Here is a 19961-nt window from a genome sequence, read left to right as displayed (position 1 = left end):
TTTAATTTCCTCCCCTAATCATTTGAATTACTTGCAAAAATCTTTCAAAACCCTCTTGCCACATTTGATGATTTTCCGGCTCGAATATTACAGTTTTGAAAGAACTCTCTACAATTTCTCTAGCTTGATGAAGTGACGCTATTTCTCCCAGTGCTATCAATTGGGAAATAGAATTTCCTATGGCACTTGCTTCAACCGGTCCCGCATGAACAGGTTTGTTCGTAACGTTGGCAATAAATTGGCAATACAGATGATTATTACTACCGCCCCCGCCAATATAAATTTTTTCACATTCATACCCCGCAACTTCCTCCAATTGATCTGCAATAAGACGATGCTTAAAAACAAGGCTTTCTATAATACAGGCAATTAATTCGCCTTTCGTTGCAGGGATTTTTTGATTCGTCTTTTTGCAATACAAACGGATTGCCTCAACCATATTATCAGGGTTAAAAAACAAATCATCATCTGGGTCGATGAAGCTACGAAAGGGAGATACATTATTTAATAACAACCTTTCTTCCTCAAATGTCGGTGCCTTCCCTTCTGTTTTCCAAATAGATCTACATTGCTGTATAAGCCATAAACCCATATTATTTTTTTGAAGACGATACTCTCCATCCATGGTTCCTTCGTTTGTCAATCCGTATTCAAAGGATTCTTTCGTTATAATTGGATGCGGAACTTGCAGGCCCATTAATGTCCAGGTACCACAACTCATGAATAATGAGCTTTTTTCCTTCATAGGCAAAGCAGCTACGGCACATGCAGTATCATGACCGGACGCATTGATTACAGTAACGCCTTCCATAAAAAGTTCACTATTAATGGATGGTAAGGTCTTTCCTAGAATAGAACAAGACTCAACTACTTCAGTCAGAATTGATAAAGGTATATTTAATTCATTCAAAAGAGATGAGTCCCACCTCCTGTTCCTAAGGTCTAGCATCTGAGAAGTACTACTAATGGTAAATTCATTTACAGCAATTCCTGTAAATAGATAGTTCAATAGATTAGGAATAAATAAAAGTGTTTTAGCCTTTTCCATCAATGAAGGATTGTCTGCATTCAATGTAAACAATTGTGTTAAGGTATTTATGTGTGAAGGTTCAATTCCGGTTCTGAAAAATAATTCTTCTTTTGATTTCTTAGATAACATCCTCTTCATTCCCTCAGAAAATGAGGGATCACGATAACAATATGGATTTCCTAACAACACTCCTTTATTGGAAAGTAACCCGAAATCAACTCCCCACGTATCAATACCCATACTGTCAATTTTGGAATGCCCCATTCCTTTGCTTTTTTCCATCCCATATTTCATTTCTTGGATTATTTTAGGGATATTCCAATGTAAATCTTTATTCTTATGTATAGCTGAATTTTCAAAACGATGTGTTTCTTCCAAGTCCATGCGCTCTCCATCAAATTTACAGACCATTAACCTCCCATTAGATGCACCGAGATCGAAAGCCCACAATTTTCTCATATATACTATACCTCCTTCAATAGGCTATTGAGTATATTTACGAATCAGTCAATAATTTAGAACGATATTTTTCTGATGATAAATTGCGCAAATCTCTGCATTCCTGATCAGTCAGATTTCTAGGAGTTCCAACAGTGGAAGCTATAGTAAATACTTTGGCTGACTCTTCAATTAATTGCATAAAGAAATATGCCTCCTTCATCGTCCTTCCGATGGTCAGTACCCCATGATTGCGCATGACGACCACATCACAGTCTGCAATTACTTCGGCTACAGCATCAGATAATATATCTGTTGTGGGGATTATGTAATCTAAATAGGCAACTTTTCTTACCATTGCAGCCATATCAGGAAACAACATCGGAATATCCTTTCCTGTACTCGTTACTCCAACAGAATAGCTAGGATGAGCATGTAGAACGGCTTCAATTCCTGGTCGGGTCCGATAGCACTCTAAATGCATAAGGATTTCCGAAGATGGTTTCAATTCATCTAAAACCTTTCCTGTTTCTATAGAAACCTTTACCCATTCATGATCTTCAATTTCCTTTAAATCATAGCCGCTAGGCGAAATATACATGGTATCCCCTTCGCGCATACTTAAATTGCCTCCTGCACCGACAACTAGCCCTGTGTCGACAACTTTATTTGCATATTTTTTAAGTTCTTTGATCACCATGGACATAGATTTTCCCCTCCCTTTATCTATTACAAACTGGAGGCTGCCATTTAAAGGCAGCCTGCCGATTTTATTTATTCGTATATGGCTGCTTTGATTTCATCACTGTCAATATTTGATTTATCATACCAATAAAAACCTGTATCCAATTGTTTTTCCACTTTTTCTCCTTTAATGGCTTGGACTGCGGCTTTCACTGTTTCATAGCCGATACTTACAGGATTTTGAGTAATTGCCCCTGACATGGAACCATCTTCAATAGCATCAATTTGCTGCTTGCCTGAATCAAAACCGACAACAGTTATTTCCCCTTCTTTCTTCATTTCTTTGATGGCATTTACAATTCCTATAGCAGATCCTTCATTTGCTCCGAAAAACCCTTTCAAATCTGGATTTGCCTGCATGATGGCTTTGGCGAGATCGGTCGATTTCAAGTGGTCTCCTGCTCCATATTGAATATCCACAATTTTTATATCCGGATACTTCTTTTCAATTTCTTTTTTGAAACCATCTCGCCGATCAACTCCCGTTTTACTTGTTTGATCATGGACGATCATTGCAATTTTACCTTTTCCTCCAATTAATTCGGCCATTTTATCTGCAGCAAGAGCAGATGCCGCTATATTATCAGTTGCAGCTGTTGCAACAGGAATATCACTTTCTACACCGGAGTCAAAGGCTACAACTGGAATGTTTTTTTCATTCGCCTGCTGCAGCAAAGGAATGGCTGCCTGACTATCTAATGCCGCAAATCCTATGGCACTTGGATTTTTATCGAGTGCCGCCTGAAGCATTTCAATTTGCTTATCCACTTGTTCCTCGGTTTCTGGACCTTCAAAAGTTACTTTTACATTAAATTCCTTGGCCGCTTTTTCAGTTCCTTGTTTTACAGCTTGCCAAAATTGATGCTGAAACCCCTTTGAAATAATCGGAATATAGATTTCATCTTTTTTCTTTTCAACCTTTTCACCAGATGCTGAATCATCATTCGAATTGCACGCACTCAGAATAGATAAAGTCAGAATTCCCAGTAGCGCAAGAACTAATAGCTTCTTCTTCATTTCTTTCTCCCCTTTGAACTAAAATAATGTATTTCACTCTATAACCGAGAAAATACCCTGCTCATCATTGTTTTCTACGGCGCAATATATCTGTATAAACAGCTAATATAATAACAAAACCTACAACTACAGTTTGCCATTCCTGCGGCACAGACAAAATTCTAAGTCCATTAGTAAGAACACTCATAATCAATGCACCTATAACTGTGCCGACAATCGTTCCTTTCCCTCCGCTTAAAGAAGTCCCTCCAATTACTACCGCCGCAATCGCTTCCAGTTCATATCCTGAACCTAATGCAGGCTGGGCGGAGTTTAATCTTGAAGCAATCAGTACACCAGCAATACCAGTAAATACACCTGCAAGCATGTAAATGATAATTTTCCAACGATCCACATTAACACCTGACAGCCTGGTTGCTTCTTCATTGCTTCCAAGAGCAAAATTATAACGCCCAATTATCGTTTTGCTAAGAATGAGTGCGGCAATTATAGCTATTCCAAAAAAAATAAAAACGGCATTAGGAATATTGGAACCAGGCAATATGGAGCCCAATGCAATTTTTGAAAACTCAGGAGAAGCCGTAAAATAGATAGGTTTTGTACCTGAAATGACAAGTGCCAAACCTTTCGCGATCATCATCATTGCCAGTGTGGCAATGAATGGGGGTATTTTAAGTTTTGCAATAACAATCCCGCAGAGCATACCACAAAATGCACCTGTTAAAATGCCAAGGAGAACCCCAATTACAGTGGGAAGTTCCCACACCGTTATGTAAACACCCGTCATGACAGAACATAATGTCATGACAGTGCCTACTGACAAATCAATCCCACCGGTTATAATGACAAATGTTGCCCCCAATGCAAGAATCCCAATTACTGCTGTTGATACCAATATTCCCATCACATTTGAAAATTGCAGAAAATTGCTTGATGCTATCGAAAAAATAATTACTAAAATAATTAAACTTGCAAACGCTAATATTTGTTGCATCGCACCTGATTGAATCGAGAACGTATTCTTTTTTAAAACCTCGTTATTTGTAACCGTTTTCAATTTTCTCCCTCCTTTTTATTCTTTACGTTAATATAGCTGTTTATCTTGCTTACACCCAATCGGTTTAGATCTCTATTTTATACGGTTTGTGGCAAGTGCCATTATTTTTTCTTGTGTTGCTTCCATATTAGTAAGTTCTCCAGTAATTCTCCCTTCACACATAACTGTAATTCGGTGGCTCATCCTTAGAAGCTCCGGTAGCTCCGAAGAAATCATAATTATGGACTTTCCTTGTTTCGTCAGATCGTTCAACAATTTGTAGATTTCTGCTTTGGCACCGACATCTATTCCCCTAGTTGGTTCATCGAAAATAAGAATATCACAATCTCTAGTCAACCATTTCCCGATAACAACCTTCTGCTGGTTTCCACCTGATAAGTATTTAACCTCTTGGTTTGCACTAGGGGTTTTTATATTTAAAGAATCTATCATTTTTTCAGCCTGTTCTTCTATTTTTTTGTTATTAACCCATCCTGGCGGCTTTAAAAAACGATTAAAAGATGCAACAACAAGATTCGTTTTGACATCCATGTCAGTCATCAAACCAAATTGTTTCCGATCTTCGGAAAGATAGCCGATTCCTTTTTTAACTGCATCATTCGGATTCTTAATTTTTATTGGTTTACCATGAATATAAATTTGGCCTGAGTCAATTGAATCCGCACCAAAAACAGCTCTCGCCACCTCAGTTCTTCCGGCACCCATAAGTCCAGCAAAACCTAGGATTTCACCTTTATTTAAATGAAAGGTAATTTCTTTTAATTCTCTTCCTCTATTAAGGCCTTTCACTTCCAATACCCTTTCTTCATTGATTAGCCTAGTTTGAGGAGTTGCTGCCTGATAGACTTGCCGCCCTACCATTAGCGATATAATATGATCAATTGTTGTTTGTTTTGTGAATAGAGTATCCACATAATGTCCATCCCTCATGACTGTTATGCGGCTGGATATTTGCATTAATTCCTCCATTCTGTGTGAAATATAGACAATGGCTACCCCTTGTTTTTTTAATTTATGTATGATATCAAACAACATGGCTATTTCCTTATCTGTCAAGGCAGCTGTAGGTTCATCCATTATAAGAATACTAGCATTAAAAGATAACGCTTTGGCTATTTCCACCATTTGTTGTTTGGCCACTGTTAAATTCCCTACTTTCTCTTGGGGATCCAAATGAATCTGCAGCCGGTCAAATAACTCCTGAGCCTTTCTATTCAATTCTTTTTCCTTAATCAATAATGAAAATGCATATCGAGGCTCTCGGCCGATAAAAATATTTTGAGCAACCGTTAAATCTGGCATTAAGTTCAATTCCTGATGAATAATATTAATTCCAATTTTTTGTGCTTCCTTGGTACTTGAACACTCGACTTCATTTCCTTGATATATAATACTGCCTTCATCTTTCTGATAAATACCTGTAAGAACTTTCATTAATGTGGATTTACCCGCTCCATTTTCGCCAATAAGAGCATGTACTTCTCCAGATTCAAGTTCAAATTGGACATCTGACAATGCTTGAACTCCAGGAAAGCTTTTGGATATACCTTTCATTTTTAACAAGATAGAATCCATATTTACCTCCAATTTAGCATGTGATTTTCTCAGAATAAGGAAATCTAATAAATGATTAATTATTCAGAATTATTTTCACACATATATTTCTGTTTAATTCCACATCCTTTGTGAATGTATGTTTTTATCTTTGTTTTTGTTTATTTGTATTGATTATAATCATTTTTGACAAATGCTTCAATATAAAAATACAAAAAATTCTAATTTTTATAAAAATTAGAATTTTGACGGTATACTAGTAAAATTATTTCTCTGATTAAAAAAGCGGCCCTTTACGGCCGCATTTTTAATCATATTTATAATGTTAATGTACCTCTTGTAGACTTAGAGCAAAGAATTGAAACAGAATCTATTTTATATTGCTGTATAACTTGATTATTTGTTGCAGAATTAGTAATCATGACGTCTATTTCACTCACTGAAGCAACACGCGAAAAAGACTTTACGCCAAATTTACTATGATCAACCAATAAATAGACAGTATCCGAAACGTCTATAAATTTTTTTTTGACAAGCGCCTGCATTTCATTTGAATCGCTTATACCCCATTCGGGATGCAGTCCTTTACATGACATGAATACTTTATTGACATGATAGGAATCTAAAGCTTTTTCGGTTAATTGACCAACAAAAGATAATGATTTGGATTGTAAACTTCCCCCGGTCATCACTACAGAAATTTTTTCTTTTTGCGCTAATTCTAAACCGACCTTCATAGAGTTTGTCAAGACTGTTAATGGGAAATCCGGTAGTATTTTTGACATATACCATGCAGTAGAGCTTGCATCAAGAATGATTCGATCATTTGGTTCAATAAATTGCAAAGCTGTTTTGGCTACTTCTCTTTTTTGCTCGACATTCATAATCTCCCGCTCTAAATATGAAGGCTCATAACTACTGTCATTTAAACTTACTGCCCCACCGTGGCTTCTGCAAAGCTTCACATCGTTTTCAAGTTTCTCTAGATCTCTCCTGATGGTTTCTTCAGTTACCTTAAACATCCTGCTTAGTTCCGAAACTCGTATACTTCCTTCCTTATTCACAATTGCTACAATCTTAGCATGCCTTTCTGCTACAAGCATATAATGGTGCCTCCTACTTATCTATAAAATTAATCATAGGTTAACTTGCCGACCCATTTACTAGTGCAACTCTACTTGCTAGCCTCGCCTCATCTCTTTTATGAAATTACACCTTTTTTCAACAGAATATTCGCATATAATGCTTTTTCGCTTGTGGCAATAATAGCATACGCTTTTCGGGCTCTTTCATAAAAAGAAAAACGGTCGACATAAGCAATAGCAGCAAGATCATCTGATAGCTTGCTAATAATAGAATGATATGCTTCCCATATAGGTGGCTGAGTATCACCATTTTCCACTGCCATTAAAATAGCAGGAGCGTTCACATATTCATCCAACGGGAATAGAGTTAAGATATCCTCCAACAGAGGAATTGTTCCATGTCCATCATGCCGTACTAAACGATTTGCGCAAGAGGCAGCAGGGAAATTTCCGTCTGCTATTACCAACTCATCTCCATGTCCCATTTCCATTAATATCTTCATTAAATCAGGTGAAATGGATGCCGGAATGCCTTTTAACATATAATCACTCTCCTTCTTTAGATATTTGCTTAAAAATGTTGCCCACTCCTACATTCATAATCGTCCAATCAAATTGAATAATTTTACATATATCCTCATCTTACATTATATTCTTATCCTTTTGAATATTTTTATTTAACTTTGTTTTTGTTTACTTTAAAATAGAGGTATATATTTTCAATTGAAAACTCAATGGACCATACAAAACCATTACCAACAACCCCGAATACAATTATTCAAAAAAAACCTGGACTCTTTTAGTCCAAGCATAACGCCATGAATAGGAATCTAATACAGCCTGCTAGTCAGCCAACTCCACCTTGGATACCCTTTTACCGACTTTCACACGGATCAAAGAATAGATCAATGCGGCAATAATAAAGAAGCCAAGATAACCGGTGATTGGATAGACCGTGCCTACTAACGTAATAAAGCCGACAAAGCTTGCCAAGAAAGCAACGATTCCCACTGCGACCACAGACCATTTGAACGCCTTTGTTTCAGCCGGAACAAATCTGGCGGTAAACGCATAAAGCATACCGACTGCTGTATTATAAATCATGCCCAGTAGGACAATTGCCAATAAGTGACCGAGCAATGGCGAGATTTCATTTGCAAGAAATAACGTCGGCATGCTGACGTCTTTAATTCCTTGTAAATCAGACAGCATCCCTATATTGATCAATAACAGCAATATCCCTAAACCAATTCCACCGAGGATCCCCCTCTGCCCGCTTCCTTCGGGCTTTTCAATGTTCCTCCCATAACAGCAAGCATAGAGATGCCGGCAGTGACGTTATAGGAGACATATAATAGTGATCCGATCAGCCAGTTGTCTGTTGCAGCTGTGCTTTTGCTGGATGAATGCATCATTTCCGTCAAACTAAGATCAGAGGAAAAAAAAGAAAAACAGGCTATAATAATCATGATGATGAACAAAAATGGAGTTACAGCCGATATGATTGTCATTATTTTTTTCACATTCAGCAATAGAGTCCCAATGGTCAATATAGTCATGGCAGCAGCACCCACAATAGAAGGAATGCCAAATTGTTCTTCAAAAATCGAGCCGGAACCGGCTATCATAACCACTGTCACTCCAAATAAAAAGAAGCTGATAGCAATATCGACTATCGGTCCAGCATATCGGCCGCATATGTGATTGATTATGCCTTTATGTGAAACAGCTTGAAGTTTGCTTCCCAATTGAGTAACCTGCATTCCCAGAAATGCAAATAACATGGCAGCGACTGCGACCCCTAATATACTGTAAGCGCCAAAGCTCGTGAAAAATTGCAGGACCTCCTGCCCTGACGCAAATCCCGCACCAATGATGATCCCAATATACGCTCCCGCTAAGTTGATACTGTTCTTCATGATTGCCCCTCCTGTCGGATAAATTATTGATTATTCTGACATTTTATAACGATAGCCCTTATAGGATAAGGCCTCCCATGTACATTCATCTGGAAGGCCTTTTTACTATGCCCGATATTTTTTGCTGAAGCACGTGAATTCATCTACAGCCCCATAATCCACTTCATAGCCAATGCCAGGACTCTGCGGCACTGTAATCACACCATCATCCACGGTTACTTCCGGCATGATAAGATCTTTATGCCAATAATTTGCCGAAGCTGCCGTATCGCCAGGCAAAACAAAATTGCTGAGCGTTGTCAAAGCTATATTATGCGCACGCCCTACACCGGACTCAAGCATGCCGCCGCACCAAACAGAAATTCCCTTTACTTTGCATAAATCATGGATTTTTTTCGCTTCTGACAAGCCGCCTACACGGCCAATTTTGATATTGATTATTTGACAGCTTCCAAGTTCAATTGCTTTTCTCGCGTCTTCAGCTGAATGGATGCTCTCATCTAGGCAAATGGGTGTTTCTAGTTCTTTTTGCAGTGTAGCATGGTCTATAATATCATCCGAAGACAATGGCTGCTCTATCATCATCAAATGAAAGCGATCTAATTTTTTCAATAAATCTGTATCCTTTAATCGGTATGCCGAGTTGGCATCTGCCATGATCGGCACTTCAGGGAATTTGTTTCTGACTTGGCGGATCACATCGACATCCCATCCTGGCTGTATTTTCATTTTGATCCGCTTATAGCCATTCTCTAGAGCATTCTCAATTTTTTTGATCAAATCCGGGACTGTTTTTTGGATGCCGATACTAATTCCGACATCAATTTTTTTTGCTTCGCCTCCCAGAGCCTCGCTGAGTGTAATTCCCTGTTCTTTGCTGTAAAGGTCCCAAATGGCTCCTTCAATAGCTGATTTCGCCATATTGTTTTTTCGTATATGCGAAAACAAGCCATTTACTTCATCGGGATGCTTGATTTCCTGTTCCAGAACGATCGGAATCAAAAAGTCCTCAAGAATTGTCCAATTGGTTTTGATCGTTTCTTCATTGTACCAAGGTGCAGCAAAAGCGACCGATTCAGCCCAACCGGATAGTCCTTCTTCATTCTTCACCTCAACCAGGATAAAATCTTTATCGACAAACGTGCCGAAGCTGGTCGTAAAAGGCGCGATCAAATCCATCTTTAACTGGCGCAATACAACTTCTTTAATCTTCATCTTCCATTCCCCCATTATTTGTTTGTTTGCCCAATATATAATAGAGCAGGCCTTCTTCTCTGCTTCTGTCGACATCAACGATCATATAGCCCTTTCGGAATAAGAATTGAAAGATGGCCCTTGTTTTCATACGCCAATCAATGGCTAGCTGTGGCTCTTCCTTCTTGATTTGTTGAAAAGCAGTCGGAATAGGTACAAGAACAGTCTCAAAATCCTCATTTAATTCAACATGAGTGATTTCAGGGAATCCAGCTTTATCCCCCACCTCTGCCGCCTTATAGGCATGTGCCTCATTTACATGGATACGCTGTTCCTTTTTGCCTATTTCCCATTCGACTAGGAAGCGGTCCGTTGCCAAGCCAGCGTTCAGTCCCTCCAATTTGCCATAGCAATCTTCCATATAAGTACGGCAAATGGCCTTTAGCTTCCCTATATTCAAGGTGGCATTTACACTTTCAAGAGGATCGTATGTCCATGTAATCAATCGATAGCCTTTCTTCAAGGCTTCTTCTTTTTGAGCCTGTTTCAACAGCCTGCCATAGCCTTTTTTTTGGTGATTTGGATGAATGGCAAGCATGTGCGAGCAAAGATAGGGCTCCCCATTCCGAAAACCGGGGAAGCTATATTGAAATCCAACTAATTCACCGTCCTTGAATCCGCCAAGCACTAGGCCGCCATTTTTGACAGCCGTCAAGGTCTGATGAGTCGGGATTGCGCCCATTCCCCAAACAAGCTGCTCTAGTTGCTGGACTTGTTCCAGTTCAGGTAAAGTGGTTAAGGACTTGATCTTGAATTCATTTTCCATTTGTACCATCTCCATACGTTTCAAATGTTTTGATGATGGTTCTAGCCAAAATTTCGATACCGTCAAAAAGCGCTTCTTGGTTAAAACTCATATTTGGATGATGCAACCCAGGAGCCAGCCCACATCCTAACCCCAACATCGTCGCTTTTAGTTCCGGACGTTTGAGTGTATAAAAGTGAAAATCCTCACCGCCCGTAGTGACAACCGGAGGGACCAACTGGCTATCCCCCATTGTTTCCTTGATGGCCGCAGCCATAAATGATTGGGCTTCTTCATTTGCTACAGCGGCAGCCACATACGCACCGGATTCTAGATGGATCTCGACACCATGGACCACCGACAGTGCTCTTGAAATCGAAAAAAGCTTTTCCTTAAGCTGCTCCATCACTTCATTGTTCTGTGCTCTGACATCCAATGAAAAAGTAGCCTTGCCGGGAATAATGTTCGTACTTTCCCCACCTGCCTGAAATTGAGTCATTTTTGCGGAATACGGTACAGACGGATCCAAATGGATGCTGTTTATCATTGTCATGAATTCCGCCCCGATTTCTATGGCGTTCTGTCCCTGATGGGGCCTTGCCCCATGGGCATCGGTTCCGATAATCTCCCCTTTTAGGAACTGAGCAGCTCCATGCAGGATTGCAGGGGCTGCATAACCATCAGGCACTTCTTAGTCTGGCCGCAGATGGACACCATATAAAAAATCGATATCATTCACAATTCCTTTTTCAATAAGCTTCAAAGCTCCAGTGCCCTTTTCCTCTGCCGGCTGAAAAAGGACTTTCAGCTTCCCATCTGGCTTGTACCCCAATCTGTTAAGCAACAGAAAAACGCCAAGAGTTATTGTCATATGGCCATCATGCCCGCAGGAATGGTTCGCTTTGAATGCACCATCCACTTCTTGCCATAGTGCATCCAAATCTGTCCTTATACCAATGGTGTATTCTCCATTGCCAAACTCGGCAACCGCACCGGTGCAGTCATCAAAAGTTTGGATTTGGCAAGGATATTGTGCCAATAAATCAACTATAAAAGCGGTTGTTTCATGTTCCTCCCAGCTGATTTCCGGATGCTCATGCAAATGCTTATAAATGCTATTAATTTCTGGTTTCAATGATTCCAGCCCTTTTTTTATGTCCATGCTCGCACCCTCCTTCTCTGCTAATAAAAAAAATCATCCTTATTAAAGGAATCATATTGTTCTTTCCGTTTTTTAAAAGCTGCCTCATCCTTGACTGATACACCGGCCACCATGCTGTTCAACAAGGAAAAAAGCGCAGGGGCCGTATCGATTGTTGACGATTTGGAAGCTTTGACAGTCAGCAGCGCATCACTGAATTCAGCAATAGGGGCCAATTTGGAATCAGTAATGCCGATGACAAATGCACCTGCTTCTTTCATCATTTCAGTCAGTTTCACCGTTTCCTTCACATATCTATGAAAGCATAAAGACACGAAAACGGTACGGTCATTGACAGCATCGAGAAAATGAAAAAAATCATCATAATCAGACCTGTATAATTGCACTTTTTCTTTCACCAAACGCAACGTAAATGAGAACCAATGTGCTGCCGCATACGATAATCGTTGACCGGAAATAAACACCTGATCTGCTTCCGCTAAATGATTAATGGCTTTATTGAAATCATCGACAGACAATTGATTGATCGTTTTTTGGATGCTATCCGCATCCTGCCCCATCACTCTTTCCAGGAAATTCGGGGATTCGGCTGCTTCCAATTTTGCGGAATGATAAACATTGAGCGAACTGGCACGTGAAAAAAATTGTTCGCGCAAATGCGCCTGCAGCTCACTGAACCGCTTAAACCCAAGGGCATAGCAAAAGCGGATAATTGTCGTTTCGCTTACACCTATTTCATTTCCAATTGCCTGAGCAGAGGCAATAGCAAATTTATGAGAATGATCCAACAGGAATTTAGCCACTTTTTTTTGGCTAGTTGACAATTTTGGATACATCTCCATTGTGATTGAATGAATATCCATATAAATAGCCATCCTTCCATAAATATGAAGTATTTACTTTATTTTTAATCAAAAGAAGGAAAGCCTTCATCCGAGAATGAACCAATAGTATCACACTCTTATTTTAAATTCAATAAATTTTCTGAATATTTAATCCCTTAATCAACCTGCCTCAACTAAGCATTGGGACGCAGCATCGATACGAAGACAATACTAAGTAACACTTGGTTAGAGGTACTCTCTTAAAGATAAAATATATACCCATTAAGGATAGAAATGTATTGATCAAACTGGATTGCCTCCTAAAATAAGGAATCACTTTTTTCTTTTGAATGTCATTAGTAGATTCGACGGACCGTATTATAAATAAATACATTTTTTAAGTAGAGATTCATCCCTATAAAGAATGAATAGTTTATAATGACCATTTTCGTTTATGATCAATATTCTTGAAGAATCGGATTCGTTTGTGCAACAAAAAGTAGCCTGTATCATAGATTACTAGGTAATCTATGATACAGGCTACTTTAGACAACTATAATTCTTATACCTATTTTAATGAACCAGTCTTTTTTGTTATTCAAGATAATTACTCAGTAATTTCGATTTGATTACCTTCTGGGCCTAATATGCAACTTTCATAATAGCCATCTCCTGTTGTGCGGGGCCCACTAATTGTTTCATATCCTGCTTGCGATAGTTGCCTTGTCAATGTGTCCACTTTCTCTTTACTGCCAACGCTAAACGCTATATGTATAAATCCTGTTCTAGTTACTGTTTTTTCAGGAGAATCCATTTCTGGACGTTTCATAATTTCAAGTCTTGCACCATCTTCAAATGATAAGAAATACGTTTCTAGCCCAGTTTTGGGATTGTGATATTTGGCGTTAGATGCGGCACCAAAAAACGTAACAAAGAAATCTTTTGTGGCGTCTAAATCATTTACATACATTGCAATATGTTCTACTTTCATTCCTATTCTCCTTACAAATGATTTATTTAAAATGATAACATATAACAACTTAACGCATGTGTTAGTTCAATAAGAAAATAAATAAAGGACTACACATATTAGATATATATTGCATGTGCAGTCCTTTATGATCGACTGCACAGTTTTCCAATCTACTCTATTATGCATAGCTAGCTTCTTTCTGTTTTATATCAGGTACCCCATTACCTTCACCTACATTCAAATAAAGAAATTCACTTGATTCATTTATTAATAGAAGAATTTACCGATTGAGTATGATCATCTGCCATTAACATTTATTTAGCCATCCCCTTTCCGTCTGTTTTCATAGAAGAATATTTTTTGCTAAGCCATCATTTTTGTCATCGTATCGGGTATAGATTCATAGGACATGTATAGGAAGCAAATATACGTTGGGAGGAATATTGATGAAAAAGATGATTAACAATCCGAATGAGGTAGTCCAGGATATGGTAAGCGGCATGGTCTTAGCCCATGGAAACAAGTTGAAACAATTGCCTAATACTTCAGTGCTTGCAAGAAAAGAAGCGCCTGTCAGCGGAAAAGTCGGATTAGTTAGCGGCGGCGGCAGCGGACATGAACCCGCACATGCAGGATACATCGGAAAAGGAATGCTTGATGCCGCAGTCAGTGGAGAAGTCTTCACCTCTCCGACGCCGGATCAGGTGCTGGAAGCCATAAAGGCAGTTGACGGTGGAGAAGGCGTCCTTTTAATCGTAAAAAACTATACAGGTGATGTAATGAACTTCGATATGGCCTCAGAAATGGCGGAAATGGATGACATTAAGGTTGAACAAGTCATTGTCAATGATGATGTAGCAGTGGAAGACAGTACACATACATCAGGCAGAAGAGGGATTGCAGGTACCATTTTTGTACATAAGCTGGCGGGAGCTATGGCGGAAAATGGAGCAACCCTTGAGGAGGTAAAACGAGTCGCTAAAAAAACAGTTGCCAATACGCGTTCGATGGGTATGGCTTTAACGCCATGTACGGTCCCTGCTGCAGGAAAACCTGGCTTCGAAATCGGCGAGGATGAAATGGAGCTAGGAATGGGGATCCACGGAGAACCGGGAATTAAGCGAATGCAGTTGGGTTCAGCGGACGACATTGCCAAAGATCTATTGCAGCCACTTTTACAGGAGGGTATCTATAAAGAGGGCGATGAAATCGCTCTCATACTGAACAGCATGGGGTCAACACCTCTAATGGAGCTATACATCCTAAATAATAAAGTGCAGGAAATGTTGGCTGAAAAAAAGATCCATATCTATAAGACATTTGTGGGTAATTATATGACGGCTATTGATATGGCCGGTTGTTCGGTCACAATGCTGAAGTTGGACGAAGAATTGAAAGAGTTGCTTGATGCCCCTTCAGATGCATTGCATTTCCGGGTATAAACACAAAGAGAAAAGGTGGGTTTTGAATGACTTTGAACGTACAACACATAAAAACATGGCTATTAAGCTGTAACGAAAAAATTCAAGAAAACAAGGTCAGATTATCCGATTTGGATCAAGCTATCGGTGATGGAGATCATGGGTTTAATATGGCAAGAGGATTTGAAGAAGGCAGAAAAAGAATAGCTCAGCAAGTATATGATACCCCAGCGGATATACTGAGAGATTTCTCCACGGTTTTGATATCCAAAGTTGGCGGTGCATCCGGTCCATTATACGGTACTGCCTTCTTGAAAATGGCAATGTCATTGAAAGGCATAAACGAAGTGGATTATACGTCCTTAAAAGCCAGTATCCAAAGTGCGCTTGAAGGCATCAAGAAAAGAGGAAAAGCAGAAGAAAATGAAAAAACAATGATTGATGTCTGGTCGCCAGCACTCGAATTTATGAAACAACATGATACGTTTGATTCTGCTGGATTCAATGCTTCAATTAAAGAAGCGATGGAGAGCACTAAAGAAATGAAAGCAACGAAAGGAAGAGCCTCTTATCTGAAGGAACGCTCCATCGGGCATTTGGATCCCGGAGCAGTTTCTTCCTATTATATCTTAAGCTCTCTCGCTGACATTATAGAGAAAGATGGTGCTTTATCATGAGCCAGGTTGGGATTGTCTTAATCTCCCATAGCGAACAGATAGCTCTAGGCTTGAAAGAGCTTATTTCACAAGCAGTCAAAAACAGTGCAGTAGCCATTGCAGCAGGCACAGATGAAGGCAAACTCGGTACAAGCTTGGAAAAAATCCAGCGAGCAATTGATGAAGTGCACTCATCTGCAGGTACATTGCTTCTTTTTGACCTAGGAAGCTCCCTTATGAACGCTGAAATGGCTGTCGAATTAGCTGATGATGATTCCATTAAAATTGCTGATGCCCCATTTATCGAAGGAGGCTATGTCGCCGCTGTCGAAGCCGGCATGGGAAAATCACTCGATGAGGTTTTACTGGCATCAGAAGCCACAAGAAAACACTCGAAGAAGCCATAAGTCTAAATAGTAAGTTCTTGAAACAACTGATAAATATCTACATGTTTTTCACTTTGTTCTCACAGTTGGTTATTACAATAATAACAACTACTATTTTGGAATGAGGTATTTGCATGTCCGTTAATCCCCGCACCTATAAAAAAATGACCAATGACCGCTTATCAGCAGGACAACGAATCGAAATGTGGAAATATTATTTTCCGGAAGACCATGTCGATGCACTCCTGGACCAATTAAGTATTTTATATTCAAATGAATTGAACAACCCTTATTTGAGAAAAAATCCAATTTTCCCAACTATACTGGATTACCTATACCCGCGCAATCCAGAACTTGCCGAATTGTTCATTCATTGTTTTTATCCGAAGGAAGTGTATGAGCAATTTATGCTTCACCAACAAAGCTGAACATTTTAGACAACGCAACGTAATTGATATTTTTAAAACAAGCCAATACTCAACAGGATTGGCTTGTTTGTGTATTAGTTGTTATTCAATTATTTATAAAAATCAAGAACATTTTTTGTGCCATGAATCACAGAATAACAATTGTTTTAGGATCATAACCATAAAAAGCTGCAATCTATTAAGAAAGCAGCCTTCCATCTTAACATTTAGGATAACTGATTATACTTTCCTCCAACAAATAATAGCGGCTTTCCTTCTTTCTGTTCCAACCCCGTCACTTCGCCGATATACAGTGTGTGGTCTCCCGCAACATGCGCTTGGACAACCTTGCAAGTAAGGCTGACGAGGGAATGGGGGATAAGCGGCAGTCCATCCTTCCATACAAAGGATATATCCCGTTCCTTCTTCAACTGTCCAGCAAACAGCATGGATATATCCCTCTGATCCTCGTTCAGCACATTGACGGCAAACAAACCGCTTTCATCTATATATCCTTTCATTTTCGCCTTTTCTCCGATCGATACAAGTACCAGTTTAGGGGATAAAGAGACCGACATAAATGCATTGGCCGTCATCCCGAATGGTTTATCGCCTATACTCGTAGTAATGACCGTGACTCCTGTTGCAAACTGCCCCATTGCTTTACGGAACATTTGATCATCCATTTCTTTCACGCACTCCTTTTCTGAGAGGCTTCCTGATGCAGGAGATCCTTTAGTTCGGTTAGGTTCTGCCACTTGTTCCATAGAGATCAGGTCCCTTCTATAATAGATAATGCCAACCTTAAATCACAAATATGGGTTTGTGCTGCTTTAATTTACCGGGCGCTGTTTCCACTTTGCCCCCGGTATGTACATCTAAGACAGTAGACGCTTCATTAAACCAACAGTCCGGCGCCTCCGCTCCCCAGAATGTTTGTCTCCTCTTGTCATTCAATTCCCAGCGTATTGGCTTGAAATCCGGATCGCTCGTCAAATAATCGCCATTATATAATTCGATTCGATGGCCATCGGGATCACGCAAGTAGAGAAAAAAGGCATTGGATAATCCGTGGCGTGCGGGACCTCTTTCTATACAGTGTGAATAGCCCAATGAAGCTAGTACATCGCAGCCATTAATCAAGCTCATTGGATCGCTCAGCCAAAAACCGATATGATGCAATCTTGGCCCCACTCCATTCATAAAAGCGACATCGTGTACACTCGGCTTGCGGTGGAGCCAAGCGGCCCATATTTTATCATCCTCATCCGCTGTATATTCTGAACAGGAGAAACCAAGCTCCTTTATATAAAAGTCATACGCTTTCTCAACATCGCATACTTGATTGTTGAAATGATCGATCCGCTGCACTTTAGCTCCACGGTATAGATCATAGCGCTGCAGCATTCTCTCGGCACCTTCCATTTCCACGAAAAATTCAAGCGGCAGCCCGCAGATATCCTGAACACGGAATGCCCGCCCCAAAGCATGCTGGCTTCCCTTTCCCATCCATTTCACCTTCATATGCTTTGCTTCAAAAAAAGACGCCAACGCATCGAGTTCTTCTTCTGAGCGGACCTTGTAGCCCATCGCTTCCAGCGCAGCCTCATCCGCCTTTTTAAGCACGAGTGAATGATGGCAATGCTCTTCCAGTCCTCGTAGATATAATGCATCTTCCGTTCTTTCTGTTTCAATAAACCCAAGGGCATCCACATAAAAAGCTTTTGATTCATCAAGGTCTTTCACATGCAGGACCGCCCGGGCGGCACGGATTATATCAGCGTTCATTCCCTGTTCCCCCTTAAACATTCTGGAAGGACGAACGGGTGTTGGAAGCCGCTTTCCCCAAGAAATCCTTCACTCTCGCCTTCAGTTCTTCCTTCGCGCTATAATTTTCGAAATAGGTCATCCCCATGCGGACCGGATCGCCAAAGAAGTAATATTCATAATGGGTTTGCCTGCTGCCGAAAGAGCTCATGGTCAAGTCCCATGCCAAACGAAAAAGCTGTACACGCTCATATCCCTGCACATTTTTGCCCTGGAGGCCGCGGTGAAGGATGTCGCCCAATTCTTCATGATTGAAATCTGCTTGGGTTGGAATGCCCATCAAGCCGGATGCACCCAAAATCCTGACAAGTTCCACCATATGCGGATATACGCGCGGATACCAATTTCTCGCGGCATCCAAAGCATCGAAATCAGGCGTCATTGTTCCCCATTTATCCAGTTTCGCATTGTGCTCCGCCCGGTACAGATGGGATTTCATCGTTTCTAGCGCTAGCATAATTTCTGTTCCTTTATCCTGCACATGCTGGAATTGGTCGATTCCGATGCTGTCCATTATGGATAGGGCGACGCCCAGAAGGAATTCTGTTTTTATGATATTCTTGGATACAACCTGATGTGACATATGGACAACCGCGTTCGTTTCACGGAATGTCCGGTTGCAAATAGAGGAGTTCCCACAGACAAATACCCGTTCCCACGGTACAAAGACGTTTTCAAATGAAACAATGGCATCACCTTCTTCAAACCTTGATGACAATGGATGATCCCATGCATTTTTTCCATAATCGAACGATTCTCGTGAGATGAACTTCAGACCATCTGTATTATTCGGAATAGCGAAAGCAATCGAGTAAGGGTCGTCAAGCTCTCCGGCCTTTTTTACAGTAGAAGGAAAAACAAGCAGTTCATCGGTGATGCCGCCTTGTGTCGCCAACAGCCTGATGCCGTCGACAACGATTCCGTCCGCTTTCTTTTCGACAAGATGCAAGGCAACGTTGGCATCCTTTTGTTCATGCTGGGCTTTTGCACGGTTCACTTGGGGATGGATCAATGTATGTGTAAGACTGATATCATTCTCGCGGGCAAATTCGTAATACTTCGCTGCATTTTCGGCAAACTTTGGATCTGCTTCGGCAAATAATTCATTGGAGGCACCCATCGCCATAACTTCTGCATTTAAATAATCCGGCGAGCGGCCCATCATTCCACCTGATGTCAACGCCCATTCCTGGATGGCATCACGGCGCATAATCAAATCATCAATTGTTTTCGGCTGCAGGAATGTCTTTCCTACTTTCGAGCCTGTTGTAGGAGACGTATAAAGCATTTTGTCGCTCTTTTCAAATTGGAGATCATACAGATCAGCCATCGATTGGACAACCCCTTTGAATGCGGGATGCTCAGTGACATCATCCACTCTTTCCCCATGGACATATATATTGTTGTTTGCTTTCTTCAGACGGTCTTTATACTCTTTCCCTGTTTTTGCTCCCATAACTGT

20 protein-coding genes and 1 pseudogene are annotated in these 19961 nt (G+C 40.3%); 4 read left to right on the top strand and 17 right to left on the bottom strand.

The genetic code is table 11. From position 1 onward, the window contains the following. Position 1 precedes the first annotated feature (1 nt). From ABC357_RS06350 to ABC357_RS06285, 14 genes and pseudogenes are all read right to left on the bottom strand, one after another. Entirely contained in the window at positions 2–1489 is a 1488-nt protein-coding gene (locus tag ABC357_RS06350) for a rhamnulokinase (protein ID WP_412886690.1), read from the bottom strand. A 37-nt stretch (positions 1490–1526) separates the two neighbouring features. After that, positions 1527–2174, bottom strand: a complete 648-nt coding sequence (locus ABC357_RS06345) for a class II aldolase/adducin family protein (protein WP_412886689.1) — start codon at positions 2172–2174, stop codon at positions 1527–1529. 68 nt (positions 2175–2242) lie between these two features. After that, entirely contained in the window at positions 2243–3229 is a 987-nt protein-coding gene (locus ABC357_RS06340) for an ABC transporter substrate-binding protein (RefSeq protein ID WP_412886688.1), read from the bottom strand. A gap of 64 nt (positions 3230–3293) precedes the next feature. Next, positions 3294–4223 carry an ABC transporter permease gene (locus ABC357_RS06335; RefSeq protein WP_412888596.1) on the bottom strand — a complete coding sequence of 310 codons (930 nt, stop codon included), beginning with the start codon at positions 4221–4223 and terminating at the stop codon, positions 3294–3296. A 135-nt stretch (positions 4224–4358) separates the two neighbouring features. Continuing rightward, positions 4359–5861 (bottom strand): sugar ABC transporter ATP-binding protein, encoded by a 1503-nt coding sequence (locus ABC357_RS06330; RefSeq protein ID WP_412886687.1) that lies wholly within the window; start codon positions 5859–5861, stop codon positions 4359–4361. Between the two features lie 296 nt (positions 5862–6157). Further along, the gene (locus tag ABC357_RS06325) at positions 6158–6943 is read right to left on the bottom strand and encodes a DeoR/GlpR family DNA-binding transcription regulator (protein ID WP_412886686.1); all 786 of its coding nucleotides are present in this window, start codon (positions 6941–6943) and stop codon (positions 6158–6160) included. A gap of 98 nt (positions 6944–7041) precedes the next feature. Continuing rightward, entirely contained in the window at positions 7042–7467 is a 426-nt protein-coding gene (locus tag ABC357_RS06320) for an RbsD/FucU family protein (RefSeq protein WP_412886685.1), read from the bottom strand. Positions 7468–7768: 301 nt separating this feature from the next. Then, complete coding sequence (locus ABC357_RS06315; RefSeq protein WP_412886684.1) at positions 7769–8152, bottom strand: hypothetical protein; 384 nt, start codon at positions 8150–8152, stop codon at positions 7769–7771. Between the two features lie 14 nt (positions 8153–8166). Next, complete coding sequence (locus tag ABC357_RS06310; RefSeq protein ID WP_412886683.1) at positions 8167–8844, bottom strand: YkvI family membrane protein; 678 nt, start codon at positions 8842–8844, stop codon at positions 8167–8169. Between the two features lie 105 nt (positions 8845–8949). Beyond that, the gene (menC, locus tag ABC357_RS06305; RefSeq protein ID WP_412886682.1) at positions 8950–10059 is read right to left on the bottom strand and encodes an o-succinylbenzoate synthase; all 1110 of its coding nucleotides are present in this window, start codon (positions 10057–10059) and stop codon (positions 8950–8952) included. Beyond that, positions 10049–10864, bottom strand: coding sequence for a GNAT family N-acetyltransferase (locus ABC357_RS06300; RefSeq protein ID WP_412886681.1), 816 nt, complete (start codon positions 10862–10864; stop codon positions 10049–10051). Before ABC357_RS06300 ends, menC begins: the two co-directional genes overlap by 11 nt. After that, positions 10854–11999 (bottom strand): annotated as a pseudogene (locus ABC357_RS06295) (M20 peptidase aminoacylase family protein). The gene ABC357_RS06300 and the pseudogene ABC357_RS06295 overlap by 11 nt, the downstream one beginning before the upstream one ends. A 26-nt stretch (positions 12000–12025) precedes the next feature. Beyond that, positions 12026–12868 (bottom strand): MurR/RpiR family transcriptional regulator, encoded by an 843-nt coding sequence (locus tag ABC357_RS06290; protein WP_412886680.1) that lies wholly within the window; start codon positions 12866–12868, stop codon positions 12026–12028. A 568-nt stretch (positions 12869–13436) separates the two neighbouring features. Beyond that, positions 13437–13820 (bottom strand): VOC family protein, encoded by a 384-nt coding sequence (locus tag ABC357_RS06285; RefSeq protein WP_412886679.1) that lies wholly within the window; start codon positions 13818–13820, stop codon positions 13437–13439. Between the two features lie 428 nt (positions 13821–14248). On the opposite strand from ABC357_RS06285, the gene dhaK reads away from it, so the two are divergent. The 4 genes from dhaK (at position 14249) to ABC357_RS06265 (ending at position 16693) form a co-directional block, all read left to right on the top strand. Beyond that, positions 14249–15244 (top strand): dihydroxyacetone kinase subunit DhaK, encoded by a 996-nt coding sequence (gene dhaK / locus ABC357_RS06280; protein WP_412886678.1) that lies wholly within the window; start codon positions 14249–14251, stop codon positions 15242–15244. Between the two features lie 26 nt (positions 15245–15270). Next, complete coding sequence (gene dhaL, locus ABC357_RS06275) at positions 15271–15900, top strand: dihydroxyacetone kinase subunit DhaL (RefSeq protein ID WP_412886677.1); 630 nt, start codon at positions 15271–15273, stop codon at positions 15898–15900. Next, positions 15897–16286, top strand: coding sequence for a dihydroxyacetone kinase phosphoryl donor subunit DhaM (gene dhaM, locus ABC357_RS06270; RefSeq protein ID WP_412886676.1), 390 nt, complete (start codon positions 15897–15899; stop codon positions 16284–16286). The genes dhaL and dhaM overlap by 4 nt, the downstream gene beginning before the upstream one ends. A gap of 113 nt (positions 16287–16399) precedes the next feature. Further along, complete coding sequence (locus tag ABC357_RS06265; RefSeq protein WP_412886675.1) at positions 16400–16693, top strand: hypothetical protein; 294 nt, start codon at positions 16400–16402, stop codon at positions 16691–16693. A gap of 206 nt (positions 16694–16899) precedes the next feature. Here the strand turns inward: ABC357_RS06265 and ABC357_RS06260 are convergent, their stop codons facing one another. The 3 genes from ABC357_RS06260 to hpaB form a co-directional block, all read right to left on the bottom strand. Further along, positions 16900–17358, bottom strand: a complete 459-nt coding sequence (locus ABC357_RS06260) for a flavin reductase family protein (protein WP_412888595.1) — start codon at positions 17356–17358, stop codon at positions 16900–16902. Positions 17359–17476: 118 nt separating this feature from the next. After that, positions 17477–18460, bottom strand: coding sequence for a 3,4-dihydroxyphenylacetate 2,3-dioxygenase (gene hpaD / locus ABC357_RS06255; RefSeq protein ID WP_412886674.1), 984 nt, complete (start codon positions 18458–18460; stop codon positions 17477–17479). Between the two features lie 13 nt (positions 18461–18473). After that, on the bottom strand, positions 18474–19955 hold the full coding sequence (gene hpaB / locus ABC357_RS06250; RefSeq protein ID WP_412886673.1) for a 4-hydroxyphenylacetate 3-monooxygenase, oxygenase component: 1482 nt from the start codon (positions 19953–19955) through the stop codon (positions 18474–18476). Between the last annotated feature and the right edge of the window lie 6 nt (positions 19956–19961).

The organism is Bacillus kalamii (genome assembly GCF_047238185.1).
In the GTDB taxonomy this organism is placed as follows: Bacteria; Bacillota; Bacilli; order Bacillales; family DSM-1321; genus Bacillus_AD.
Note: the sequence above shows the minus strand (reverse complement) of the source record. Positions and strands in the feature narration are given on the sequence as shown.